Source organism: Enterobacter sp. C4G1 (assembly GCF_052886895.1).
Window position 1 is genome coordinate 504,548 of record NZ_JBQVVV010000002.1, and the last position, 25,901, is coordinate 530,448.

Genomic DNA, 25,901 nt, shown 5'->3' on the forward strand with positions numbered 1-25,901 from the left:
GAGCTGTAGTTGCCTGCGCCAGACTGGTGTTGCACAGCGCAGCAAAAAGCGGCGGAGCGAATGATTCTGTTGAGTCAAGCCCGATGAGTTTCAGTGAAAAAAACATCTCCCGCTTCGTCTTCAATGCGCCATTTTCATAGCGGGTTACGCCACCTCATTAATCTCTGGGAGATTGATTAGTTGTACTAATGTTTGTTAGCAATTTATACGTATTATCGTATTAATCCCACCCTGCTAGGATTATCCGCGTTACCCGTTTCCGGCTGTGATAACAGTCAGGATACTCAAGGTTAAGCTCACACCCATTGTCGAAGTAAGACCTTGCGAATCATCCCATCAGCAGGAGAAAAAAATGACAGATAACATCAAAGATAAAGTGATTGTGATCACCGGTGCATCAAGCGGTATGGGTGAGGCTGCGGCTCGTCACCTTGCTGCGAATGGTGCGAAAATCGTGCTGGCTTCCCGCCGTACCGACCGTATCGACGCGATTGCCAGCGAGTTAACGAAGCAGGGCAAAGAGGCGATTGCGGTGGCGACTGATGTCACAAAACGTGATGATGTCCAGCACCTCATCCAGTCTGCCGTTAACCGTTTTGGCCGCGTGGATGTGTTAATCAACAATGCCGGTGTGATGCCTCTTTCACGCCTCGACCAGTGCAATGTGGACGAATGGGATCAGATGATTGATGTGAACCTTCGCGGCGTACTGCACGGTATTGCGGCGGTTCTGCCCTATATGAAGGAACAGAAATCCGGGCACATTATCAATACTGCATCGGTTGCTGCACATCTTATTTTCCCGAGTTCAGCCGTCTATTCCGCGACAAAATTCGCCGTTCGCGCGCTGACAGAGGGATTACGTCAGGAAACTGCCGCACTGAACATTCGTGTCACGCTTGTCTCACCGGGAGCCGTTAAGACTGAATTGCTGGAGCACATTTCTGATAAAGACGTGCAGGCGGCGAACCGTGAATATGTCGAAAATGTCGGTGTCGCGCCTGAAACCTATGCCCGTATGGTCGCATTCGCCATCAGCGAGCCTGACGATGTGGGCATCAGCGAGATTATTTTCCGTCCCACCGCGCAGGAATTGTAAGCCCCGAACGGGCAGGGCATCCGGCTCTGCCCGTTCAGGCTACATGCTCGTGTATCTGAGGGCGTTCAACACGAGCAGAAATGCCGGGGAATGATGTTGCCTGTTGGGATAATAGAGATGGTATCCGGGTAATGTCGGGCACCAGTCGTCGAGCACCTGAATCAGCCTTCCTTCCCTAATATCGTCTATGACAGTGTCTTCGGGAAAACAACTTATCCCTCCGCCTGCCCGAACAGCGTTTAACCGCAACTCCAGATTGTTAAAAATCAACTGGCCATCCACCTTTACCTTTAGCTCATTACCCGCTTTTGCAAACTCCCAGGGGTAAAGACCGCCATAGGTTTCCAGACGTAAATTGATGCAATTATGATGAGTCAATTGATGCGGTGATTCTGGTATCGGATGGCGTGAAAAATACTCAGGGGAGGCAACGACAACCATCCGTATATCCGGGCTGATACGCAGGGCTATCATATCTTTGGCGACCTGTTCCCCTAGCCTGACACCTGCGTCAAAACGTTCAGCAACAATGTCCTCTAACGCATCATTCACGGCAATCTCAACCTTAATGTCAGGGTTTTCCCGCAACACATTACGCAGCCCTGGTTCAATGACAGAAACCGCCGGATGTGACGCCGCAGAGATCCTGACCATTCCCGCCGGATTTTGCCGCATCCCTCTGAGTGAGTTGAGGACACTAACAATATCGTCCAGCTTCGGGGCCAGATGCGTTAACAGGAATTCACCTTCTTCGGTGGGTGATACGCTACGGGTCGTGCGTGTCAGCAGGCGTACTTCAAGGCGGGATTCAAGATTCCGTATTGTCTGACTCAGGGCGGATTGAGATATCCCCATTTTTGCCGCTGCCCGGGTGAAACTGCGTTCACGGGCAACGAGAGCGAAGGCGGCCAGTTCGTTAAAGTTTTCCATGATTAAGTAGCTCGGCTAATTAGCATTAATGCAATAATCACGCTGATCTTATCAATATGGAAGTATTAAAATTGCTGGCACAAAAAAGCCCGCCATTTCAGCGAGCCTGTCAGGAGGGGATGTAACTACCCGGCAAATTTGATCAGCGCTTCACCATCAAGACGATAGCGAACCCATTCAGATTGCGGCAACGCGCCAATGCTCAGATAAAAGTCAATGGCGGGCTGGTTCCAGTCCAGAACACTCCATTCAAGGCGGCCGCACTGGCGCTGCACTGCGCATTGCGCGATATTTTTCAGCAAGTCTATTCCCGCACCCTGGCCGCGATAATCCGGGGAAACATACAAATCTTCCATATAGATACCGTTACGACCCAGCCATGTTGAATAGCTGGTGAAGAAAACGGCGTATCCCACGGCTTTACCTTCACTTTCGGCAATCAACGCTTCGGTTTTACTGCCTGCGGCGAAAAGTGTTTCCCGGATCTCGTCTGGCGTGGTGACAACCTCTTGCGGGGCTTTTTCGTACACCGCCAGCTCGTAAATCATATCGTAAATAGCGGATGCATCTTCCGGGCGGGCCTGACGAATCGTGATGCTCATGAGTTTTCCTGTATGTTCTGCATTTTGTTGATGGCGCTAAGCATAAGGGTTATCGTCAGAAGAATTAAGTGCAATGAAATCAACAAATGATGAATATTATGCATCCAACTCTGAGGCGTCTTGATTTAAACCTTCTTCCTGTTTTTGACGCGATTTACCGGCACAGCTCTGTGCGGCTGGCCGCGGATGAACTGGCGATGAGTACATCGGCGCTGAGCCATGCGCTGTCGCGTCTGCGTATTACCCTCAACGATCCGTTATTTTATCGGGAAGGTCATCGCATGTGCCCCAGTGTGTATGCCACCCAGCTTGCGCCTGCGATTGCATCGACACTGAAATTCCTCAATCACGAGCTGACGCCACAGCCGGAATTTGAAGCCTCGGTGAGCACGGAGTCTTTGCAGATTGCGATTACGGACTTCACCGCGTTTTGTATTTTCCCGGCGCTGATGCACAAGTTGCAGCATGAGGCGCCAGGTTTGCGCCTGGAGTTACGCTATTTGCCACATAGCCCGGCACTGACGGAACTGCTGGCAGGGGAAGTGGATCTGGCGCTCGGGTTCAGCACGTCGGATGACATTCGTCACCCGGAACTGGACGAGATAAGCTGGTTTGAGGATGAATATGTCGTCATCAGTAATACCCACCGGACGCAACTGACGCTGGAGGATTATCTCGCTGCCCGCCATCTGGTGGTGACGCCCTGGAATGAGAAGCAGGGCGTTCTGGATCTACAGCTCGAACAGATGGGGCATACACGGCAAATTGCGATCAAAACGCCGTCAATGCTCAGCGCACCGTTTATTGTTGCCCAGAGCGATCTGCTGATGGCAATCCCGCGATATGCCGCTGAGAAACTGGTTCCGGCGACGGATATCAGGATTTTCCCACTGCCATTCGCGATCCGCCCGTTTGAAGTGAAGATTTATTCACATAAACGCAGCGGTAAGCGAGGCGTGACTAACTGGCTGAAAGCACAACTGCAAATCCTGGCTGACGAGATGAATACAGCCTTGTGAGGGCCGAAACCCGGTGTTCTGGCTAAAGATGGCAAAGTTTAAAACGCTAGCATCCGTTGGATCCATTTCCCAGTACGGCGCAAACTGCGTCCGCTTTTTTGATTCCGCATGAAGCTGTTTTTATTTGCAGATAAATAACTTGTTGTATTATGAAGTTAACTCTTCCGCTGCTAGTCGATTAACCCTATGACATCACTTCTTCTGCATAAATATCATGGCCTCGGTAATGACTACCTGGTTTGCCATCGAGATATTGCCGACCGACTGACCAATGAACAGATTCAGATCTTGTGCCATCGCCACTATGGCATCGGTTCTGACGGCCTGCTTATCGACAGCGGCGATAAGATTCACCCTACACTGAGGATCATTAATCCTGACGGTTCTGAAGCCGAAAAAAGCGGAAATGGTTTGCGAATTTACGCACGTTATCTTTTTGATATCGGTCGGGTGGGACATCAGCCGTTTCTGGTGCATACCGCAGGTGGAGACGTCCGTTGCACTGTTCATGACGATCCTCATCAGATTACGGTCGAAATGGGCCAGGCGAATTTTAATACGGCGGCATTGCCTGCCTTACTGGATCTGCCCGAAGCCCTGAATTATCCCCTGAAACTGAAAGATGAAACCCTGTCAGTGTCACTGGTTTCAATGGGCAATCCCCATTGTGTCGTACCCGTCGATAAGCTGGATTTGGCACAGGTGCACCGTTTAGGCCCGCAGATTGAAAACCATCCTCTGTTCCCCAGACGCACGAATGTGCAATTCGTTGAAGTCGTTGATCGCGCTACGCTGCGCATCGGTATCTGGGAGAGAGGGGTCGGATTCACGACAGCATCCGGTAGCAGCAGCTGCGCGGCCGCCAGTGTGATGCGCAAGCTGGGGCATGTTGACGATCGGGTCAACGTCAATATGCCCGGTGGGCAGCTGCAGATTAGCTTCAGCCATGATTTTCAGGTCAGCATGTGCGGCCCGGTGCATAAAATTGCCAGCCTGACGGTAGATGAAGATTGCTTCAACGCGGCGATAACGCAGAAATAAGGGAAAGGGAATGAAAAGGGTGAAGACAATCGTGATGCTGGCCGTTGTGGCCAGCCTGGCAGCAGGGTGTGCGCCGTTACATCCGTCCGGATGCCATAAAACAACGGCAACGGGTAGTTGCGGCTCTGGTCGCTGGGATGACAATGATCAATGGGGTGCACAAGCGCGGGCAATCAGAGACGCAGTCAATGCCAAAATTGCAGATCCACAACGCTGGAAAGGGAAGAAATGCAGGCTGCATCTGGAATTTGCCGAAGATGGTACGGCGTTAAACATATCAACCAGCAACGGCAATAAAGCTTATTGTGAGGCTGTATTATCAGCCGCTCAGAAAGCCCGGTTCCCGGCCTTTACTAACCCGGATGTTTATCGAGATTTCCAGAAATCCGGTTTTGATATGCAGGGGTAATTATTAAATGACCCGCAGGATGTTTATTTTTGGTTTAAAGCTGGCATGTTAAACGAAAATTCTGCGTCATGCGTTAAGCCAACAGTGTCTGAGTGGGGTAAGTTTTTGCCCCACAACCGTAGCCCAGAAATCTTCTACCAAAGTATAACCACCACTCCTGAGCTTGCACAACGGATGCGCCAGGTGCGAACAAAAATTATTGTCGTGTAATCACAGGTTGCATTTTTTAGAGATGCTTAAATTTCACTAATTAATTACATTTGCTGATTATTTGTTAGGTAGGTGAAACCCAAGTGTAACTCAATGCACATGTAGAGCTTTGACAAGGTAATGATTGATAGTATAATTAAATATATTTTTAAATGCTCATTCGGCTATGGTAATTTATATATGTTTTGGATAATTAACGATAATATTAAATTCTATCCAGATAAAAACAAGTTGATCTCCGTAAGCAAACCCGATTTGAGTGTAATTATTACTGCTCCGGCTGGTCGTTGCCTGAAACTATTACTTGAATCTGCACCTGAAGTTGTTAATCAAAAAGATTTTTTTACCTATGTATGGGCAGAAGATGGAATGCTAGTCCCGGCAAATACGCTATATCAGAATATCTCAATCATTCGCCGTGGGCTACGTTCAACCGGTGAGACTGATGAAACTCTCATTTCTACCGTGCCACGCAAGGGTTTCCAGATTGCAAGTGGTATCAAGGTCACCAGAATCGAAAACGATGATGATTTAAGCCAAAGCGAGGAAGATTTTCAGGCTCAACGCGACGAATTGATACCTGCACCTGAAAAAACGCCAACTGAAATCCCAGCGATAAAAGCGGATAAGAAAGTAGGGGGGCGCTACAGTTTTTTACTGACGGTTCTTATGTTATTAATTTCATTGGGTCTGGGCATATCAGTCTCTCAGTTACCGTGGCATCAGCATCCAGGAAAAGACTTTTTTAACAGTTATACTATCAACCAGACAGAAGATGGTTGCCATTTTATCTCTAAAAATGATGACATGAAAAAAATAGGAAATTTTTCAAAGTTTAAAAATCTGATCGTACAGACAGGACTTGATTGCAAAAAATATCCCTGGATTTACTTCTCTTCATCCAGCACAGTTCCAGCACTTTCAGCTTTCATTTGTAAGGAACCCTATGAGAAGCCCTCAAACTCTGGGTGTGTTACGCTCTATTTTAGGTGGAATAAACTGTGAGTAGAAAGTTAATTGCTTTATCGTGCATGTTCCTTTTTGTGACAGGTTCACTGACATCCTGGTATTATCATCTACGACAAGATGAAGATCGTGACACAGAAGTGTGTTCAGCGTCAGTAGTCGTCTTTAGCAATAATATTCGCGCTAATATAACACTCGATTTTATGTATGTTTTGAATAAAAACACAGGTGTTGTCGCGGTAACAGGTTCTTATTATAAAAATGATAAGGTTATTGGATCTATCCGACGAGATGTGTCCTATACCTGGACAGAAAATAAAGATGTTTTTCATTTTCATTCAGTAAAGGTTAATAAAGTAATTAATGATGACTCAGTCTCGGACTCAGACGTGAGTGAAATTCTCCCTGACTTCTTTGTTTACCCTGATAAAAGCATTGCATATTCTATTCTTCCCCAGGGAATGAATAGCTTTATGTTTACGGTTGGCAAACGCCCTGTGTTTCTCTGCTATCGCTGAAGTACTGTATCGCGCTTAACTGGATGAGCTTAAGTCTGTTTAAGAGTTCTTAAGACTATTTAAGCTGTATTTTATTTACATGTTTACACTGTCTTGTGATGATCTCCCCGGGATTTCATTTCGGGATTTACATGAAAATATTATCGACAGATAGCTACCTCATTATGGGTTTGACTGAACTTCTGGAACATAAAGATGTTAGGGAAACTTGTTTTGATATTGTTTTTGATGCTGGGCTTAAGTATTTATATATTTTGAAAATGATTCCATTTAGTCATGATTGGGACCTTGTTCATTATTTCCTGATGAGTGATAAAATCGTTATCAAAAGAAATTCAACCAGCGCAGAACTAAGAAAAGCATTGGCCACGGAACATCAGCGTTTACCGAAGAGAAAGGGACGATTGACAAATACAGAGCTAAAAATAATTAAGATGCTTTTGCGTGGTTTGCCACCATGCAGAATCGCAAAAGTCTGTGCAGTGAGTGAAAAAACAATCAGCGCTCATAAAATTAATGCATTTAAAAAGCTAGAACTATCAGGTATGGCTGATTTCTTAAGAACTCTTGACGCATGGGTTAAATTTCATTAGAGGGATAAATGTCAGCTCTTGTTTTTTACATTGTAATTGCCTTCTATTTCTCTGTTTGGGCTGTCGGGCTTTATCTGATATTTAAATATGTTCGCCGTTATTAGAGGTGTAAAATAGTTTGATGTCGAAAAGATAAACCGAGAAGGGTGGGGGAATAAAAGGCCGTCTTCATACAAAGACGGCCTTTTATTGCGGCAAAAACTAATTATAAGATAACGTGAAATTGGCAACTGCGTTAGCCGTGCCTGGTGTTATGTCTGTTTTAGTTTGATAATAATGAGCTTTAAGTGGAATATCAAAAGGACCATTGTTCAGGGCTGTACCCATTACTATTGTTGTTCCTAACGGTATAGGTTTTCGGTCTTCATTTATTATCTGAACACCAATGCCATCCGCAGGCGTAGCCGCACTCGCAAGAGCAATAACGCCTGGTGCGCCACCAGGATCTGGTGTGGCATCTATTTGTAGATTGACGTTAGCGGTAGCATCGCAATCCAGTTTGATAGCAAATGAGGTTTCACCTGCCGTTGAACCTACGCCCGCAAATTTTCGCTTATCAACATTATTGAAAGAAACGGATATGTTTGTATTTAAAACCGAACATGCCACGACGGTAGTGGAACCACCGATAGCCTTGATTTTTTCACCAAACGAGATGCCTTTACTATCGCCTAAACAAACGTAACTCAGATCTATTACATCGGTATTAACCATGCTGGCTTTAATGGGGGCTGTTTTAACAAAGTAATACTCGATTTCCGTCTCAAAAATGCCAATAAACCCAGGTTTTGTGTTGGCAAAATCGACGCCATTCGTTGCATCTGATGCATTAAAGGCAATCCCGAGCCCAGTTATACTGGTATTAAATATGCTGAACCCATTGTACTTAATATCATTCTTACCGTACGCAGGGCCGGTTCCTTGCAAATAAAATGGGCTGTTCGAACCGTTTTGTTTCACGTTCACTTTTGCCGTCGTTATTCCACTGTGCAGGAGGGCGCCGACAGGTACATCTCTCTGGATGGATAGATTAGGTGCATTAATCACCGGGTTCTGGAGCAGACTCGCGTCGCAGACCGCCAGCGCCGGGAAAGCCACGACATAGAAAAGTACGGCCAACATTATTGTGCCGAGATTTTTGAAATACATTTGAAATTCCTCATTTACTGAAAGGTTTATACCAGCAGTGGAAGGCTTAAGCGTTTCGGGTGAAATATCAGGTTGGGTACCTTTATCCCTGTAGGCACATAGCGTCCAGTTCCTGCACTGGATTGCTATCGGTCGTTGATGACAGTGAAAATTTTACCAGGCAGCGCTGATCTGCATCATTACCCCATTGCACCTTTAAAATGCCATGCTGGGGCATTCCGCTGAGATATAGCTGACCATCAGGTCCGACAATTCCACTGTTTTCCCTTTCAGCCTTCGACTGTTGCAGAAGAGCTGTTGCGCCAAATGGTACCGGGCTTCCGTGATAGGTAAGGTTCATTAGAACCCGGCTACCTGTCCTGGTCTTAAAATCTGCCAACACTACAGCGCCTTTAGTTGGCACGACATTAAGTACGTTTTCTTCGATATCAACGCCATCAGGCAATGTTTCCGTCATCAGGGCAATGCGATTCAGGCGATAGCTACTCACATATGGCACGATGGCATAACCGCGATCGTCTGTTGAAACACCATACTGGTTTTTCACATCGATATTGCTTACTCCTGGTGCTCGCACCAGAACAATATTGTCACCGAGAGGTTGGGATAACGTGATTCCATAGGGATGGGCGACGATGCCTCCATCCAGACCATAATTCAGGGTTTGCGCATTCTCGGCATAGCTGTAAGCTCCCCGTATCTGCCCCATCCCCCCGCGGTAATTAGCACTGGCAATTCCGCTGCGGCCCTGACTGCGATTCTCGTAACTTTGCTGGATAAGATAATTGAGACTATTTCCTTCCAGAGCGGTACCGCTGATTCCAGATTCATGGCCGGTAGACCCGTTTTTGCGCGCACTGATGTTTAGGTTCGCGAAGCTGTCAGGTAGCCATTGACCCAAAGGGACCTGAATCTGAAAGGCTACTTGTCGATCGTTCTCGTGAGTCCAGGGGGATTGATTAAGGGTGTAACTCAGCCCCCATGAAATCGTGTTCCATGTCACGTTATAACCTGCGCTCAAGCTACGCTCATTTCCTTTAATCCCCCAGAAATCTTGTTGATAAGCGTTGAGGTAAAGATTGCCGTATTCTTTCAGGGACTGGCTTACATTAAATTGCATACGGCTACGCTTATTGAAGTGGCGCTGTAAATCACGTTCACTCCCTTGCGCCACGGTATTAGCTTCATTGAAATCGTAAAAACCACGGGTAGAGTAGCGATACCCCGCAAGGGTAAATGTTGTGTTAGTCGCATCTATATCTTTGCCATACTGAAAGCGCACCGACTGGCCACGCTTTTCAAGGTCTTTCGATAACCGTGTTTTGGCATGGGTAATGTCTAGTGATAAGGACCCAAACGAGCCTAAACTCTGACCGACTCCCAGAGCCTGTGACAGGTAGTTTTCGGCAAATAAGGTTCCACCATAGAGGGTGTAATTGTTAGACAGCCCGTAGATAAGCGTTGTCTGACCAAATGTAGGTGTTGTTGCATCCTGAGTATTCGAACGATATTGACCCACAGTAGCTGTATATTTCAATCTGCCTTCGCGTAACATTACAGGAACAGCAGAGAATGGCTGGGAGTAACGCTGTTCACTACCATCAGCCTCAGTGATCGTGACCTCAAGGTCGCCACTGTTTGCCGTGGGATATAGATCGTTGAAAGCAAACGGTCCAGCTGGAACATAAGTTTGATAAATAACATATCCGTTCTGACGGACCGCAACTTGCGCATTACTCCGGGCAATACCACGAACCACGGGTGCAAAGCCCTTTAAACTATCAGGATACATATTGTCATCCGACCCGAGCTGAATACCACGGTACTGGAAACTGTCAAAAACATCACCGGATGTGGCACCGTCCCCGATTGTAAGTTGGCTTTTTAAAAACTGGATATCACGCTGCAAATACCCGTTAACATTTTGCCACTGGCTTTTCCCTGAACCACCGTTCCATGTTGAATAGTTTCTGAAACGCCATGCTCCCAGATTTGCGCCGCTTCGTAAGTTAAAATATTGCGCATCTTCCCTGTTACCTGATTGATTCCGGAAGGTCGTTGACCCATTGAAACTATAATTGGCTAACAGGGCGGGGACACCTTGTTCCCATAGCGCAGGGTTAATATTACCGCGAGCCTGACTCGTCAACGCGGCCTGTGGAATGTTCAGATCCAGCCGTTGAGTACTGAAATCAAACTGACTATTCACACCTGGAATGAACTGATTGATATTGTGGAGAGGCGTATCTGCCGGTAATTGCTCAAGGCCGCTAAAAGCGTTTACCCTAACCCCCATTTCGCTCAGTTGCGCAGGAGTCAGTTCAGGTACCAGCTTGCCGTTTTCGGTGACAAAGGTTATCTCGCGAGTCTCGACTTTGCTGCCATTCAAATAGAGATCCACGAGATAACGTCCCGGTAACTGGCTACCGTTTTTAGAAAAAACCTCGGTATCGATTTGTGCATCGCCCGCGTTAATCTCTAATGAGAGAGGATTGAAGTAATCCTCAGCTCTTGCTTCCTCAGTTGTAGCAACAATGCTCAGTGCCAGCAGTGAAAACGCGAATGTGGAAGCATGTTCATGAACTGCTAATCGAATGTACAGGATAGAATGGTCTTTACACCGCTTACCGCCGTGGCGATCGCAAACCATAGGAATACCCTCCCGAAGGCTGCCCATAAGCAGCTCAGACCAATAAAAATCAAATAGAAAAAATGATGACGAGACTGAGTCAGTTATTGTTGAGTACTGATTTCTTCTGTGACGCCACCATAATCATTGACGGCATTCCAGCTAACTCTGGCAGTTTTACTCGAGGGCAGTTCCCAGCTCAACTTGCCCTGCGGGGCAATAGTTGCTGAATCCTTAAGCGATATTTCCCGACCATTCACTTTAATTGTGTTGAATGAAACGTAGAAAGGTGTCGGATTCATTGCTTGTAATTTTTTCCCTTGTTGTATAAAAACTACTGATTTATACGCTTCATTGGGATTACCTTTAAGGTCCTTAGGACGATAAATCAGTTTTAGTCTGGATTTTACAGATATAAGCAACTGATTTTCACTTGATTTAACACTTGATGGAATTGATTTAATACTCAGCCAGAAAATTGATTCTCGGTCCATAGGTAAATGATTGCCAGTACGTAAAATACGCAAGATGTTTTCTTTTCCGGCGTCGAGTCGGAACATTGGCGGTGTGACGATAAACGGCGGTTTACTTGTATTTCCTGCATTAAAATTTTCGACCCAACTTTGAATTAAATATGGCGAATGGTTATCTGAATTAATGACTGAAATAGACGCTTCCTTATGTGCACCATCATAAATCACGCGAGTGCCTCCAATAGTCACGTTAGCAGAAGCAGGAAACGCATTAACTATCAGGGCGAACGCTGTAAGCAATGTAGATATTTTTCGAAACATGGAAAAAACCCTGGATCATCAGAGAGCAATGACAGTAAAACAATGCTGCATCCTTGCAGTTCTAAAAAATCATCCGTTGAACTACTTTCATTGCTCACTGCATTTACATGGACGTTGATTAAAGTCCGACGTTAGAAGTTATAATCGATGGTGAAATCGGTGCTGGCATTTGCCTCACCTTTAGTCACAACTGCCGCCGTGGCGACATATTTTGCGATAAAATTGAAAGTCGTATCAGCTGTAGAAGACAAGATTTTTTCAGCCGACCGGCTCGCCATTGGAATCAGTGTCGTACCATCTTCCTCATAAAAACCTATACCCACGCCGCTAGCCGCCGTGCCGCCAGATGCCGCCGATATTGCCAATAGATTGCTATTATCAGGGTGGGACGCGCCGTCAAATCGCACTGTCGCTCCTTTGGCCGTACTCGGACATGACGTTAGTACGATGCTGACTTTCTGTGGGCCTGCACTATCCCCCGCAGAGTTGAATGATGAAGTGCTAATATTGCCCATGGGAATATTTTGTGTGGCGGTCGTACTGCTAATAGTGCAAGCAACATCGGTGATCGTACCGGTGAAGTTAATTTTCCCATCAGCGGCATTGACGTTGGAGATAAATGTAGAACCTGCAACTATAGCAAAAATAAATAATTTGTTAATCATGGTGGTCTCTATAAGTGTTGTGAGTTTCTTATTTTATAAAGTCACATGATAAATACCATGGGTGACTTATAGTGAAAATTATCTCTATGTGGTGGTGGGTTGTAAATAAAACGCATCTTAAATACCCTTAAATAACTTTAAATTGATGTCTTCAAAAGTTTAAGGTGTTTTGGGCTCAATTAAAAACAATGAGTTACGATTTTTTGTGAGGTGGGTTAAGGGCGTGTTGTTGGTTTGGTTGTCTAGCCAGGTTCTGATTTTTACGAGGAGGATTATTCATTCAAATGTTTGAAAGTGACCGGTGGTTATTCAATTTGTGGATTACGGGAGGGGGGTATGATATTAAAGGATGAGTGCGGATATAAAGGAGTCAGGTATTTCCTGATGGTGGTTATGTGCTGTTTCACTTATATTAGACGGGTAGGCTAAAAAAGCAGCGCGGTAATCAAATGTTACCTCTCACTGGTTTTCTACACCACTCAGTTGATAACCTGCTTGGATAAATCAGGTAAACGCTTCCAGGACACGGTTTCGAAAGGGTTAATGCGGGCTCTTCAACAACCCTCTCGATAATGAAAAAGGCACCCAATTCCACTATCGCGAATCACGGTTTAACTGACGGTTTCGCCTTACAAAAGGCCTGGGTTTTACACAAAAAGTCCCATGTTGACTGTGCAATAAGACCTTTGCATTAGTAGGTCTTCATTGGGCTACCTAAACTGGTGGCTTGTTTTTTGTACAGAAACCATAGGATTAATCGCACATCAAATAACAGCGCTGACATTTATTAATCAATATTAAAAAAATGACATGGACTAACTCATTGATTCTACACAGTTAAAATGTTATTGAACTTATTGCAACAAGATTAGCCAGGCAGCATATACTAAAGGCATGATATCTAAATTATAATCCTTTAACATCGGGTAGATAGGTGAGGTTAGAATGCGTTTAATTGTCATGTTGTTGAGCCTGGTGGTCTGCACTCAGGTCTGGGCAGGGGAACTTACCAAACCTACCGGTAAAGTCCTTTTAACCATGTCGGGTAAAATAGAAAATACCAACGATAACGGCAAAGCCGTTTTTGATATCGCGAGCCTTGAGAAACTGGGCGTGGTGAGTTTCCAGACCACCTCTCCCTGGTATAATGGGCGCACGACTTTTACGGGTATTTCCATGCAAAAGCTCATGGATTATGTCGGGGCGAAAGGGACTGTTGTTAAGGTCACCGCGCTCAATGACTATACTACCGTTATCCCTCTCAGTGATTTCAAAAATTACAATGTGATCCTTGCATTCAAAATCAACGGGGAATATATGCGTGTCCGTGATAAAGGCCCGTTCTTCATTGTGTATCCCTATGACAGTTTGCCTGAGCTGAATAATCAGATCTATTATTCACGATCAGCATGGCAGGTCAGCCGTATGAGTATTGAGTAAGAGTTCAGAGGAGCATCATGAACAGAATACTGGCTGGCATAATCTTTTCCCTTTTTATATCCACAGGGTATATCTCTTTCCTTGTGCATGAAAGGCAACAAGAGTTACAGAAGCTAAGTCGTTACACCGACTCATGGTCTGCTGCCCAGCTGGTGTCAGAATATTACCGTTTCGAGTCATGGCTTGGTCTTTACACTTTTGTGGATACGATGGAGATCGATGACGTACGCCTGCGTCTCGACATTATGCTCAGCCAGAGTGATTTAATGAAAGGCGGCGATTTAGGGCATTATATAGACAGCAGTAAAGCCCATCATGAACTGGCTTTACAACTGCAAAGTACGCTTGAATATCTGGATGTTCATCTTGAGAAAATGAACCGTTCAGACATCAAAGAGTACCTGAAAATCATGCATGAACTTGATTCGCCTCTAAGCCGCCTCTCATCTGGTGCATTAGATAAAGATGTTAACTCGATTAATAATGCGAACCACAATATTCAAACGCTGTACTATATTTATTCAGCGACGTCGGTACTGCTAATAATACTCAGTGCGATATTAGGCGTGCTGATATTCTATCAAAACAGAAATATTCTGAAGGCGCATCTTCAGGTTAAAAGCCTTGCCGAAGAGTTGCAAAAATCGAAAGAAAAACTGCAAATCCAGAACACAAAACTGGAGTATGACGTCTACCACGACTCTCTCACCGAGATGAATAACCGCCATTTCTTCTGGGAAAATTTAACTAAAACCATCGAAGTGGCAGAAAAAGATAATCACTCTGTGGCTGTCATGTTGTTTGATTTAGATCGATTCAAAGAGGTCAACGATACGTACGGGCACGATGCGGGTGATATTTTATTACGCCAGATCTCCCACCGTCTGGTGTCGATGAGCCTTGCTTCAGATACGCTTTACCGCTTAGGTGGGGATGAGTTTGCGTTCCTTTCGCGTGGCATGACAGAAAGCCAGGCGGTTTCCCGCGCTCAAAAAATCTGCGAATTTATCAACCAGCCGTACACGATTTATAACACCATTATTAATATTACCACCTGTGTGGGCATCGTTATTTCAGACACTGAACGCCGATCTGACTTCCTGTATAAATTTGCCGATCTGGCGCTTTATGAAGCCAAAAATGAAGGTTCAGGGAAGATAAAAGTCTTCCGCCAGCGCATGTTAGACAAACTGCAAGAAAGCAGAACCCTCGAACATGATATGGCCATGGCAATCGTTAACAAAGAGTTCGTGGTTTATTATCAGCCTATTGTTGATTCATTCAGCCGGGAAATTTACAGCTATGAAGCCCTTATTCGCTGGATACATCCACTGAAGGGGATCCTGTCACCGGATAGCTTTATTCCGGTTGCTGAAAAAACAGGCATGATCAACGAGATGGGGAAATCGGTGCTCGAAATGGCCTGTCGGGAAGCGGCGACCTGGGCGATTCCGGCAAAAATTTCAGTCAACGTCTCTCCTGTCCAGCTCAGCAGTAAAACCTTTGCCGCAACAGTGCTGTCCATTCTGAAGGAAACAGGGCTTCCAACTGAACGTCTTGAACTGGAAGTGACTGAATCCTCTCTCTTTACGGAGAGCACGACGCCGATGAATACCCTGAACAAGCTCAGATCCCTGGGCGTGAAAATTTCTATCGATGATTTTGGTACGGGATATTCCTCTCTTTCGCGGCTGAGCCGGATTGCCTTCGATAAAATCAAAATAGACAAGTCCTTTGTCCATTCGTTGGCCACTCAGGAAGACGCCATTAATATCATCAAACTGATCACGGGTATGGCGAAATCACTGAATATGAAGGCTATTGCAGAAGGTGTTGAAACGCAGGAACAGCTGGAGAGTCTTCAGGCACTCGGCTGCGATTTCGCACAAGGGTATCTATTTGGTAAACCCCAGCCTTATGTTGCTGGGGAAATACGCAACGGTTATCAGGAACAGGTAAACTGCGAACGTTTATCCTGAGCATGTTTCTGAAGGCTTACCTGATAGCAAAAGTCGCCATCTGATACCAGCCATCGGTGGTTTTCCCTTTGTTGGCAAGCTGGACTCGTGGTGCGCCCTGGGCATCGGTAATTGCCGTTTGCAGCGAATAGTTGCCTGCGGGTAGGGTTGCAGGCAGGGCCAGCACCACGCGGCTTTGAATATCGCCGGGTAACCAGCGGCGAATATCGTCCTGCGTTTTCTGCTTCAGAATGGTTGTGCCTGCGGCATTAACCACCCGCCACTGCACCGGATAGGCTAGATAAGCCGGCGCAACACCGTCATTACGCCAGTTAACGGTCAGCGTCAGCGGTTGCCCGGCCAGAAGTGGAGTGTCAAACGTCAGCTTATTCACCCGGTAGCGATAGCCAATGCGCAGTAAGGCCTTATCGACAATGTCGCGATATTCGGTGGGGATCGGTCGCGATTTAATATTCAGCGTGCTGGCGTGCTGCTGTATCGCCCAGTCGAAGGTCGCCTGGACCTCCTCGCGGGTATAGTGCTGCACGGTTTGCCATTCAGTCATATAGCCGCAAATCTCAAGGCTAACCGGTGCCCGTTTCCAACTGTCGTTAAAGCCCGGCTCGGCGGCCTGCGCGGCAGCCAGACGCTGCGGGTAGTCATCGCGCATATGGCTCCACTCGGTTGAGAAGTTACGCCAGTCGCCCCAGCAGTCCGCACGCCAGCCTGCACCCCGGCGGCTGGCCCATGCCAGCGAGTCTCCGCCGCTGATGAGCATCACTTTCGGGGTTTTCGGGAAGCTATCAAAGTGCATATCGACATAACGATTGAGCTGCGCGGGGGTGTATTTATCCATTAATTTCGGCACGTCAGGAAAATTGGAGTTATGCCATTCCCCCCATGAACCGACCATGCCGATATCAATAAAGGCCAGCTCAGGGTTTCCGTCGTAGCGTTTGCCCATGGTGCCGACCAGTTTCTGTGCGTAGGCGATGAAGGTGGGATCGCTGAGATCCGGTACGAAGGTTTTACCGTTTTCAACCCACTGTCCTTTAATGCCTTTGGCAATCAGCCAGGCGGGAATTTTTGAACCGGTTTGTGGTTCATCGAGCGCCATAAAGCGCAGGCCGACGTTCATCGCCGGCTGGTGTCTGGCGGCAACGGCAAAAGCGTTGTCGATGAGGGCAAAATTATAAACCCCCTCCTGTGGCTCCAGTTCGCTCCAGTAAAAACGCTCGTATTCAAAGCCGGTGTCGGGATACTGCGCAAGGGTGGGTTTTTGACCGTAACCGTCATGAAAACTGGCAACACCCATACCCGGATTGGTCAACAGACCGTCGAAGGGCAGAGGTGAAACCACCGTGGTGACTGCACCCGCAGAACCTGAAGTCAGCAAGCCCGCCAGCAGCAATGCACGAAACAAAGGCGCTTTACGAAGAGACGACATCGGCATTTCATTTCACCTTGTCATTTTGTCATGAAGGTCCATAAACCACGTCCAGATACCGACGTGGAAGTTGGTAAATACGTCGATGCCTAATGCCGATTTCAGCATATAGAGTGCCAGCAGAACCGACAGCAGGCAGAACAACACCCCGAGGGTAATGATCAGTGTAGTGAAGATGCGCCCGACCAGAGTGCTTTCGCGCGATACCTTGCGCACATCACGGCCAAAGAGAAACACCACGAAATAGCGGCGGTGGAGGAACGGGAAGCTATGGCGAAAATCGAGCCGGTGACGCGTCGCCAGATTGGTACGGACCAGTGCCTGCTCAATTCCACGCTTTTGTTCCGGGGTTAATGAGGTTTCGACCTCCTGGTCAAGTGCGGCATAGAAGCGCTCGACGACCAGTTCTGCTGTAGATTTCGACACGTGTTTCCTGTTTACGTTAGGCGCTGATACACTTGAGCGGTTTGGGCGGCAATTTCCGGCCAACGGTACTTTGGCAGGAACTGGCTGTAATCCGCTTTCTCTCCTCCGACCCATTGTTGAAGCTTCTGCGTCAGGGCCGGAACGTTAGCGACAGGGAAATAGTCCGCTTGCGGCAGGCCAATTTCGAGATTTGCCGGGATGTCGCTGACAATGACCGGCAATGACCACGACATGGCCTCAAGCAGGGCGATCGGCAAGCCTTCATGGTAGGAGGGCAGGACGAATAACCCGGCCTGTGAGAACAGCGTATGAAGCGTCGGGCCGCTGACAAAACCGGTCATGAAGACGTTCGGCGTGCTGAAGGCCTGTTTCTTTAGCTGTTCACTGTACTCATCGGCATGGTCGGCATCGCCAATCAACACCAGTGGCATACTACAACCCGCCGCAGCATAAGCGGCTATCAGGTCGTGTAGCCCTTTCTCTTCCACAAAGCGCGCCACGGCAACAATATACTGTCCCGGCTTAAGGGCGTGCCTTTCAAGGATTGTCGCCTGTTCTTCAGCGGATGGCAGCGCGGTCTGGCGGACGCCGTTATAGATAACGTGGGCATTATGCCGGCCATGTTTGCGCTTAATCAGATTGTTGATAACCTCGGAAATGACGATCACCTCATTGGCGTAGGTTACCGCCCATTTTTCGCCCAGTCGCAACATCCGTTTACTGACTTTTCCCCATTTCTGGCGGTCATAATCCGGGCCGTGATGAGTAAACACGACGCGTTTTCCCAGCAGGCGCAACAACGGCACTACCAGCCCAGGGCCTATGGCATGAACGTGAACCACACTGGAGCCGTCAAATAAGGTACTGAGCGCTGCCAGCGTTGAGTGAACGATGGCCTCGAACTTACGGCTTTTCGGCGCCCATAAGCTCTTGAGTTTAACACCTTTATATTCACTGCGGCGATAGTTCACGTAGGGCGAGCGGGCCAGCACGCAGATCTCCGCGTTGCCCAGACGATAGATCTCCGGGTACAGATTCTGGCAATGGGTTTCTACGCCGCCCTGAACATCGGGAATGCCGCGGGTACCCAGCACCGTCACCTTGGCTTTCATGTTGTCTCTCCCACAAGTTGCTGATAAAGCGCCTGTAGCACCTGCATATGACGGGCAAGATCGTATTTTTCTTCCAGACGCTGGCGGGCGCTAATCCCCATTTCACGCGCACGTTGCGGGTCTGCGGCCAGTTGGTCCATCAACTGCGCCAGCGAGTCGCTGTCGCCTGGCTCCACCAGATAACCATCCCGGTTGTCGCGGATCTGTTCCGGAATGCCGCCAATGTTGCCGCCGATAACCGGGCGGCCAAAGGCCATGGCTTCGAGCACTGACATTGAGCAATTTTCGTAATATTCGGAAGGAACAATAACAGCGCGGGCCCCACGAATCAGGTTGTTCAGTGCCTCACCGTGTTTCATATACCCGAGGAATTCTGGCCCACTGAAGCGGGCGCGCAGATCTTTGCCGAGCGGACCATCGCCGACAATTTTAAGCGGCATGTTATGGGTCATTTTCTGCTGTGCCTGGGCAAGGGTAGATACCCCTTTTTCACGGCTCAGGCGACCGATATAGAGGAAATAGTCGCCCGCCGTTTCGCCAGGCACGGTGGTGCTGGCATCGATACCATTAACGATAACGTCGATGCGGGTGTCAGGGAGCTTACGCAGCAGCGTCTGGCGCATAAACTCGCTTGGCGCGACGATGCAGTCGAGCATGGCGTAATTTTTGGCGAACTTCTGCCAGTAAGCTTCCAGCGACAGCAGCAGGCTTTTAAAGGTATCGCCTTGCTGGCAGCGGTGGCGAAACGCGTTGCTGACTGACCCGGTCAGGCACTCTTCGCAGACGTGGCCGTCGCGCAGCATGGTGTAGGAGGGGCAGACAATTTTGTAATCGTGCGCGGTCAGCACGGTTTTACAGCCAAAGCGCTTCGCCACGCCAATGACGGCGGGCGTTATCTGATGATAGATATTGTGAAAATGCACAATATCCGGCCGCTCGCGCAGCAGTAACGTGTTGAGCTTCGAACAGGCCTGCGAATTATAGATAAAATCCACCCCGGCTCTGACCCGCCTCATCAGACCGTGGCTGTCGTGATAATCGACATTATGGACGAAAAACTCTTCCCACGGTGACGGTTTGTTTTCAACGTGCTTCATACTGAAGTCGACGACCTGGTAGCCGGACTGCAGCATGGCATCCCGCTCCTGGAAATAAACGGTTTCCGCGCCTCCTTTGATAAAAAAGAACTTGTTAACGAAGAGAATTTTCATTTTCAGTATCAATATGCTTTGGATTAAACACGGTCACCGCCGGGCGTTGCATCGGGTCACGGACTGCACGGGCCATCCCGCGCAGCATCCCCGCTGAAAACATAAATAAGTTAATCACGCTTTGTACACCATCGCGCAGGGATCTGTTTTTGATTGTTTTCAGGGCGATAAACGCCAGCAGTGGCAGCAGCGCAATGGCGATAACCTTACCGTTAAAAGTCAGCAGGCAGACAAGCAAAATCAGCAGATACAGGGTGAAAATCAGCTCATTACGGACAATGCGCAACGCGGCCGGGAAATGGGCTTTGCCCCAGCAGCCGCGCAGCAGCTCACCAGGCGCGCACAGGAAACGGTTCTTCCAGCGGTAGATCAGCATTTTGAAGGTCGGCATGGTGTAGGAGGTGTGGCTAAAGTAGGGCACATCCAGGCGGTGCAGCTTGTAGCCCGCAGCACCCAGACGGATGCCCAGCTCTGCCTCTTCATAGGCGTGCAGGTTCAGGTTGGTCAGGTAGCCGACTTTTTCGATGGCCGAACGACGATACAGACCCCCGCCGCCTAAGTGGTCGGTATCACCGTGGGGATAGATTAGGTGCAGGCGCTGCTTACGTGATTTGAACTCGTAGTTGGATGCATCATCCATATCAACGCTACCGGCTACCCCCGCATACTCAGGATGGGTTTCCAGAAATTCGACGGCGGTATCAAGGAAGCCCGGCTCCAGCTCCATATCACCATCCAGCAGCAGCAGGTAATCGCCCTCGCTATACAGCCAGCCGAGCTGGTGGCCGATACCGCAACTGCGATCGTTGATGTTATCCAGGCACACCACCATCACGTCTTTACCTAACGCGAGCTCCCGCGTGTTATCCGTCGAGAGGCTGTCGGCAACAATGATTTGATGCGGATAGGGTTGCAGCTGTTTGCGGACACTGTCGATTGTTTTCTCAATGCCCTGCGCTTCATTCAGGGTCTTAATGCTGACGGTAATAGAGGGTTTTTTATTCATGTTCGTTACCGGAGTTCAGACGGATAGTGCGGTGGATGACGATAAGCGCCCCGAGGGCCACCCATAATAAAAACTGTAGCATCGGCACAATCATCAGGATCTGGCTGTAGGGCAGGCTGACCAGACAGCCGATGACAAAGACGTAGTACGCCGGTGCCGAGCTGAGCAACTGGAGATCCTCACGATTAAGATCCTGACGGGCAAAGGTCTCTTTTGGCCGCATCGCCACGAGCACGGCGCCAATCATGCAGACAAACAGCACGATGCCGATAATGCCCACTTCCCACAGCAACATGCTTAAGGACGTTGAATCGAGGATCAGGTGATACCAGGCGCCGATATACCCCGGTGAAACCGTACTGCCGCTGTTGGTGGCGTTAAGACCGTAGCCGAACAGCATCCCGCCCGGGCCGAAAAGGTCGTTATGCTGGAGCCAGAAGAAGACGGTGGTGAAGCGTCCCAGTTCGCCGCTTGGCATGATGTAGTTGGCATCAAAAATATAACTTAGCGAGTCAATAAATACCGAAAGCGCGCTGCGGGTTGGATCCCCGCCAAAGGCCGCCGAATAGTTTGATGCCAAAACGGTAATGGCGATAAAGATTAACAGCGCCATCCCGACGGCGATAATCAGCAGCGAGCGCAGGCTGACGGCACTGACTCCGCGCACATAGCCGGGCATAACCCACAGCAGTGCCAGCAGGAATGGCGACAGCAGGATAATGAATTTGACTTCGCCCACCACGCAGAGGAAAAAGCCCAGCGCGATGTGGACCACCAGCGATTTTAACGAGCAGATCCCGTGTTTATACTCCGATAGCTTCAGCAGCATGATCAGCAGGCAAAATGCCCCCATTGCCGCAGTGTTGCCGCCGCCCATCGGGTCGCCGCCGAACGTACCGACCACCGAGTCCCACTTCTCATCCTCACCACGAAGGGCCACGCGTTGGGGAACGATAAAAATCACCTGATAAATCGCGACCGGGATCTGCACGTAGAAGATCCAGTAGAAAAGCTGGGTCAACCTGTGCAGTTGCGATTCACGGACCATCCCAAGCAACATACAGAGCATCAGCAGCGACAACGCCAGCTCGTTTTTAAAGCCGACGATGGTGGTCACAATCCCCGATTGCAGAACAGTAGAGACAAGCCCGAGGGAAATAAACGTCAGGTACAGCGTCAGTATCACCTTTTCGCGCCCGGTCAGGCGCAGCGGTTGCGGGCGGTTTTGCATCAGCAGCAATACCGCCATGACCAGCACCATAAAGAAGGGCAGCCACAGGATCGCCGCAATGCCGGTGAAGTACTGAACAGTGCCGCAGAATACCAGGGTTATCAGGGCGTAGGCTTCAAGGTAGCGGCCAGTATTTAACTGCATATTTTCTGCTCCTGTACCCAGAGCGATTTCGCCCGCTGGTTCATTTTGATGAGAATGAACAGATAGCGCACGCTGGTCAGCACCGAGAAGGTCAACAGTGCGATTTGATAACCCACACCAAATTTTGGCAGGGCGATAAAGGCGACGGCAATAATCAGGATCTGCTCAATCTGAATACGCAGAAAATAGCGTCGGGAGCCGAAAATCAGCTCAATGACCGTCAGCGGGCTGACTGCCAGTGCGGCAAACAGATAGGGCAGCATATAGCGTGAGGTCGGGATCGAGTTCAGCCACTCCTGACTGAATCCCAGACGCATCACCAGCGGATAGAAAATCCAGATGCCGAGAATGCACACCACCGAAGCACCCATCAGCATCAGGCGTACCTTTTTATATTCCGGGTAGTTAAAGGTGTTGTTACGAAAATCCATCGACCATTTAGAAAAGATGGAGTTGCGCACCGCGTTGCCAATGATCATCACCGGCGATAAACAGAAGCGACTGACCACCGAGAAATACCCGGCGACCAGCGGCGAGAACCAGATGTTAATCAGCATGGTCGGCAGGTTATTACTGGCCATTGCCAGGACCTCGGCACTGCCAACGCGGCTGATATGCTGCCAGTGTTCGCGTAAAAAGCGGGCGTTAGCGCTCAGTGAAAAGTTGCTCAGCGTCAGGCTACGGAAATTAAACAGGCGGATCAGGCAGCCGCTTATCAGCAATAAAATGCCGACCATCCACGCCAGATAGAACAGCATCGGATTGGGCATCACCAGCAGGGCGACAGCCACAACCAGCGACACGGCGATACGCTGGAAGGTCAGGAACGGGTAATTCCCGCCGCGCAGCGACAGGTTTTCGGCAACCAGTACCAGCGCATAGCCGAAAGTCAGCAAATAGAGAAAGGCAATGTTCAGGTTGAAGATAAGCCCGGTGATCACCGCCCAGGGGATAGCCATCACCAGACTCTGTAACACACAAAACACCACGTTTTGCCCTAACTGGTGATCCTCCTGGCGGGGGATCAGCAGCTGGGAGGCAAACATACACACCTGTGCGCCGATCAGCACATTGCTGTAGATCATCGCGTAATGGCCGACCTCCGCCATCCCGTAGCGATGCGAGATAAGCCAGACCGAAAAGGCACCGATCAGCTGCGAAAGCACTGACGAACTGGCGATGGATGAAATGCTCCTGATGAGATTCATAATCGCTATTTCGGTGAAATTAGTTCGTGCATTTCACGATCGAGCAGACGTTTCCCTTCCTGCGTTTCCAGGTTCTCTTCTTTCACCTGGTTGAGCAGGAGCGCGACCGGGGCATCACCAGCGCTTTTGAGACGAAGCGCCGCCTCGCGAACCCGTGCCGCCTGCTCGCCGGCTTTCACCACCAGCAGGTTTATGTCGCTCTGCGCTGCCAGCAGCAGGCTATCCTGCGCCAGGCTCAGAGCTGGTGTATCGATGACCAGCGTATCGTACGTCTGGTGCAGTGTTGCCAGCAGGGCGGGTAAGCGTTCGGACGTTAAAAGCAGCAGGGAAGAGTCGTTCAGCTCGCCGCGCGCAAGGAAGTCCAGCTGGTCATCAAGTTTAACGATCGCCTGTTCCGCTGTGGCGGTGCCGTTCAGTAGCTGGCTGAAGCCCTGCTTCTGCTGCGGATACTTCGCCGATAACCCCTTAGAGGCCAGATAATCAAGATCGATAAGCAGCGTTTTGCGTGACTTGCTGGCTGAGCTGGCCAGCAGTTCGGCGATAAGCGAGCTGCCGAACCGGGGTTGTACTGAGGTCACCAGAATGGTCGCAGGTTTATCCCGGCGATTAAGCAATGCCAGGCGCAGGCTGTGGATCATGTCGGCATACTGGACGTTGTGGAAAATCTGTTTCGCACTGTCCAGATGCGGCAACTGCGGGAATTCACCGCTGGCGTCGAGAGCGGCTTTCGCTTTCAGTTCGCTGAGGCTATTAACGGATTTGTCCATCGCGGTACCGACGATCAGGTACATGATGTACAGCGCCAGCGCCATCAGGGTAATCATCACAATCAGCAGGCCGCGCTGTGGTTTTGACGGGCGATCCGGTGGAACGGCAGCATCGTAAATCACCTCATCTGGCGCCGAGAGACTCTCCGACAGCTTTTGCTCACTGGCGCGCTGGTACAGCGACTTATACAGCTCTTCGGTTTTGTTCAGCGTGGTGGTCATGGTGTTGTACTGATCCCGCCTGGCGCCGAGGGCCTGGAAGTTTGCTTTTTCCTCGTCGAGCATTTGCTGATAGTGCTGCTCATCGTCGAGCGCGATTTGATACTGCTGGTGCAGGCCGTTTGACAGCTCACCTAATACCTGACCGAGCTGGGCGCTCACCGCCTTCATTTGCGCCTGTGCCTGGAGATACTTCGGATGCTGCGGTCCATAGTGTTCCGCCGCATCGGAAAGCTCACGGCGCGTCTGGATCATGGCAATGCGCAGATCCTGAATCTGTGGATGACCGGATATTTCTGGCAGAGAGATAATCTGCTCAACCGGTTTGCCTTGCTGCTGGCGGACTTTGTCCCACTCGGTCTGCGCTTTCAGTCGGCGCTGGGTCGCATCGGCCAGGCGGTTTATCGCGATCCCCATGCGCTCGGTTTCATAGCCATCCACGCTGCGGAAGGTCAGCAACCCATTTTGCTTGAGGAAGGTATCGATTTCCGCCTTTTGCTGATCCATTTTGCTTTTCAGCTCGTCCATCATTTGTTCGTTCGAGCTTTGTGCCTGAAGCAGAGTGTTTTTCTTCTGCTGCAAACTGTAATCGATAAAGGCCTGAGCGACGCCGTTGGCGATATCCGCCGCTTTTTGTGCCGATTTGGCTTCTACAGAAACGGATACCAGCTGGGTAGAACGCACGCCGGAAATGGTCAGTTTCTTTTGCAGCGCCAGTATCGCATTATCGATACGCCCGGCTTCATCCTGTTTATCGCCGTCGTTAAACTCGGGATCCTCATACAGCTTTAATTTACGCACCGCGGCATCGAGCACCACTCGCGAACCCATTAATGCATACTTGGTTTCGTAGTAATCGTTGCGCGTGGAATCGTAATTATCTACGCGTGGCAGGGGAGAGATATCCGATGACTGCGCTTTAAACAGCACGGTAGCCGTCGCCGTATAGCTCGAGGACATTAAGCGAGTCAAAATAAATGACGCCACGGCGGCAACGATCACCACCACCAGGCACCAGATAAGCTTGTGCTTAATCTTGTTGAAATAAGGCGTGAAGTCGATAAAGCCTTCTTTCTTTTTTCCGTTTTCTACCAATGAAATTGCCATA

Annotated in this window: 23 protein-coding genes; 9 read left to right on the plus strand and 14 right to left on the minus strand. The window is 49.1% G+C overall.

Annotation, left to right across the window (positions count from 1 at the left end):
* Positions 1 to 352: 352 nt before the first annotated feature.
* Positions 353 to 1,099, plus strand: a complete 747-nt coding sequence (locus ACT9TW_RS16325) for an SDR family oxidoreductase (RefSeq protein WP_446493039.1) — start codon at positions 353 to 355, stop codon at positions 1,097 to 1,099.
* Between the two features lie 39 nt (positions 1,100 to 1,138).
* Here the strand turns inward: ACT9TW_RS16325 and ACT9TW_RS16330 are convergent, their stop codons facing one another.
* Together ACT9TW_RS16330 and ACT9TW_RS16335 are read right to left on the minus strand one after the other, a co-directional pair.
* Entirely contained in the window at positions 1,139 to 2,029 is an 891-nt protein-coding gene (locus ACT9TW_RS16330; RefSeq protein ID WP_446493040.1) for a LysR family transcriptional regulator, read from the minus strand.
* A 125-nt stretch (positions 2,030 to 2,154) separates the two neighbouring features.
* A complete protein-coding gene (locus ACT9TW_RS16335; RefSeq protein ID WP_446493041.1) occupies positions 2,155 to 2,631 on the minus strand; it encodes an N-acetyltransferase family protein in 477 nt (158 codons plus the stop codon).
* An 86-nt stretch (positions 2,632 to 2,717) separates the two neighbouring features.
* On the opposite strand from ACT9TW_RS16335, the gene ACT9TW_RS16340 reads away from it, so the two are divergent.
* From ACT9TW_RS16340 to ACT9TW_RS16365, 6 genes are all read left to right on the plus strand, one after another.
* Positions 2,718 to 3,650 (plus strand): LysR family transcriptional regulator, encoded by a 933-nt coding sequence (locus ACT9TW_RS16340; RefSeq protein WP_446493042.1) that lies wholly within the window; start codon positions 2,718 to 2,720, stop codon positions 3,648 to 3,650.
* 186 nt (positions 3,651 to 3,836) lie between these two features.
* Positions 3,837 to 4,691, plus strand: a complete 855-nt coding sequence (dapF, locus tag ACT9TW_RS16345; protein WP_446493043.1) for a diaminopimelate epimerase — start codon at positions 3,837 to 3,839, stop codon at positions 4,689 to 4,691.
* A gap of 10 nt (positions 4,692 to 4,701) precedes the next feature.
* Positions 4,702 to 5,100, plus strand: a complete 399-nt coding sequence (locus tag ACT9TW_RS16350) for a cell envelope integrity TolA C-terminal domain-containing protein (RefSeq protein WP_446493044.1) — start codon at positions 4,702 to 4,704, stop codon at positions 5,098 to 5,100.
* Positions 5,101 to 5,430: 330 nt separating this feature from the next.
* Positions 5,431 to 6,315, plus strand: coding sequence for a winged helix-turn-helix domain-containing protein (locus ACT9TW_RS16355; protein WP_446493045.1), 885 nt, complete (start codon positions 5,431 to 5,433; stop codon positions 6,313 to 6,315).
* Positions 6,312 to 6,794: a hypothetical protein gene (locus ACT9TW_RS16360; RefSeq protein WP_446493046.1), complete on the plus strand. Its 483-nt coding sequence runs from the start codon at positions 6,312 to 6,314 to the stop codon at positions 6,792 to 6,794. Before ACT9TW_RS16355 ends, ACT9TW_RS16360 begins: the two co-directional genes overlap by 4 nt.
* Positions 6,795 to 6,925: 131 nt before the next feature.
* On the plus strand, positions 6,926 to 7,387 hold the full coding sequence (locus tag ACT9TW_RS16365) for a LuxR C-terminal-related transcriptional regulator (protein ID WP_446493047.1): 462 nt from the start codon (positions 6,926 to 6,928) through the stop codon (positions 7,385 to 7,387).
* A 201-nt stretch (positions 7,388 to 7,588) separates the two neighbouring features.
* Here the strand turns inward: ACT9TW_RS16365 and ACT9TW_RS16370 are convergent, their stop codons facing one another.
* The 4 genes from ACT9TW_RS16370 to ACT9TW_RS16385 form a co-directional block, all read right to left on the minus strand.
* On the minus strand, positions 7,589 to 8,536 hold the full coding sequence (locus tag ACT9TW_RS16370) for a fimbrial protein (protein ID WP_446493048.1): 948 nt from the start codon (positions 8,534 to 8,536) through the stop codon (positions 7,589 to 7,591).
* An 82-nt stretch (positions 8,537 to 8,618) separates the two neighbouring features.
* The gene (locus ACT9TW_RS16375) at positions 8,619 to 11,186 is read right to left on the minus strand and encodes a fimbria/pilus outer membrane usher protein (protein WP_446493049.1); all 2,568 of its coding nucleotides are present in this window, start codon (positions 11,184 to 11,186) and stop codon (positions 8,619 to 8,621) included.
* Between the two features lie 83 nt (positions 11,187 to 11,269).
* Entirely contained in the window at positions 11,270 to 11,959 is a 690-nt protein-coding gene (locus ACT9TW_RS16380; protein ID WP_446493050.1) for a fimbrial biogenesis chaperone, read from the minus strand.
* Positions 11,960 to 12,090: 131 nt separating this feature from the next.
* Entirely contained in the window at positions 12,091 to 12,624 is a 534-nt protein-coding gene (locus ACT9TW_RS16385) for a fimbrial protein (protein WP_446493051.1), read from the minus strand.
* A gap of 945 nt (positions 12,625 to 13,569) precedes the next feature.
* Between ACT9TW_RS16385 and ACT9TW_RS16390 the strand changes: the two genes are divergently transcribed.
* Positions 13,570 to 14,064 (plus strand): molybdopterin-dependent oxidoreductase, encoded by a 495-nt coding sequence (locus tag ACT9TW_RS16390; protein WP_446493052.1) that lies wholly within the window; start codon positions 13,570 to 13,572, stop codon positions 14,062 to 14,064.
* Positions 14,065 to 14,081: 17 nt separating this feature from the next.
* Positions 14,082 to 16,043: a putative bifunctional diguanylate cyclase/phosphodiesterase gene (locus ACT9TW_RS16395; RefSeq protein ID WP_446493053.1), complete on the plus strand. Its 1,962-nt coding sequence runs from the start codon at positions 14,082 to 14,084 to the stop codon at positions 16,041 to 16,043.
* A 16-nt stretch (positions 16,044 to 16,059) separates the two neighbouring features.
* Here the strand turns inward: ACT9TW_RS16395 and ACT9TW_RS16400 are convergent, their stop codons facing one another.
* Genes ACT9TW_RS16400 through ACT9TW_RS16435 form a run of 8 tightly spaced genes read right to left on the minus strand, consistent with a single transcriptional unit; the run spans position 16,060 to position 25,900 of the window.
* Complete coding sequence (locus ACT9TW_RS16400; RefSeq protein WP_446493054.1) at positions 16,060 to 17,475, minus strand: DUF4832 domain-containing protein; 1,416 nt, start codon at positions 17,473 to 17,475, stop codon at positions 16,060 to 16,062.
* A 6-nt stretch (positions 17,476 to 17,481) separates the two neighbouring features.
* Positions 17,482 to 17,895, minus strand: a complete 414-nt coding sequence (locus ACT9TW_RS16405) for a hypothetical protein (RefSeq protein WP_182060998.1) — start codon at positions 17,893 to 17,895, stop codon at positions 17,482 to 17,484.
* Between the two features lie 11 nt (positions 17,896 to 17,906).
* Positions 17,907 to 19,007, minus strand: coding sequence for a glycosyltransferase family 4 protein (locus tag ACT9TW_RS16410; protein ID WP_446493055.1), 1,101 nt, complete (start codon positions 19,005 to 19,007; stop codon positions 17,907 to 17,909).
* Positions 19,004 to 20,218 (minus strand): glycosyltransferase family 4 protein, encoded by a 1,215-nt coding sequence (locus ACT9TW_RS16415; RefSeq protein WP_446493056.1) that lies wholly within the window; start codon positions 20,216 to 20,218, stop codon positions 19,004 to 19,006. The genes ACT9TW_RS16410 and ACT9TW_RS16415 overlap by 4 nt, the downstream gene beginning before the upstream one ends.
* Positions 20,199 to 21,224 (minus strand): glycosyltransferase family 2 protein, encoded by a 1,026-nt coding sequence (locus tag ACT9TW_RS16420; protein ID WP_446493057.1) that lies wholly within the window; start codon positions 21,222 to 21,224, stop codon positions 20,199 to 20,201. The genes ACT9TW_RS16415 and ACT9TW_RS16420 overlap by 20 nt, the downstream gene beginning before the upstream one ends.
* Positions 21,217 to 22,599, minus strand: coding sequence for a capsular biosynthesis protein (locus tag ACT9TW_RS16425; protein ID WP_446493058.1), 1,383 nt, complete (start codon positions 22,597 to 22,599; stop codon positions 21,217 to 21,219). The genes ACT9TW_RS16420 and ACT9TW_RS16425 overlap by 8 nt, the downstream gene beginning before the upstream one ends.
* The gene (locus ACT9TW_RS16430; protein ID WP_446493059.1) at positions 22,590 to 23,807 is read right to left on the minus strand and encodes a lipopolysaccharide biosynthesis protein; all 1,218 of its coding nucleotides are present in this window, start codon (positions 23,805 to 23,807) and stop codon (positions 22,590 to 22,592) included. Before ACT9TW_RS16430 ends, ACT9TW_RS16425 begins: the two co-directional genes overlap by 10 nt.
* Before the next feature lie 5 nt (positions 23,808 to 23,812).
* Positions 23,813 to 25,900 carry a GumC family protein gene (locus tag ACT9TW_RS16435; protein ID WP_446493060.1) on the minus strand — a complete coding sequence of 696 codons (2,088 nt, stop codon included), beginning with the start codon at positions 25,898 to 25,900 and terminating at the stop codon, positions 23,813 to 23,815.
* Between the last annotated feature and the right edge of the window lies 1 nt (position 25,901).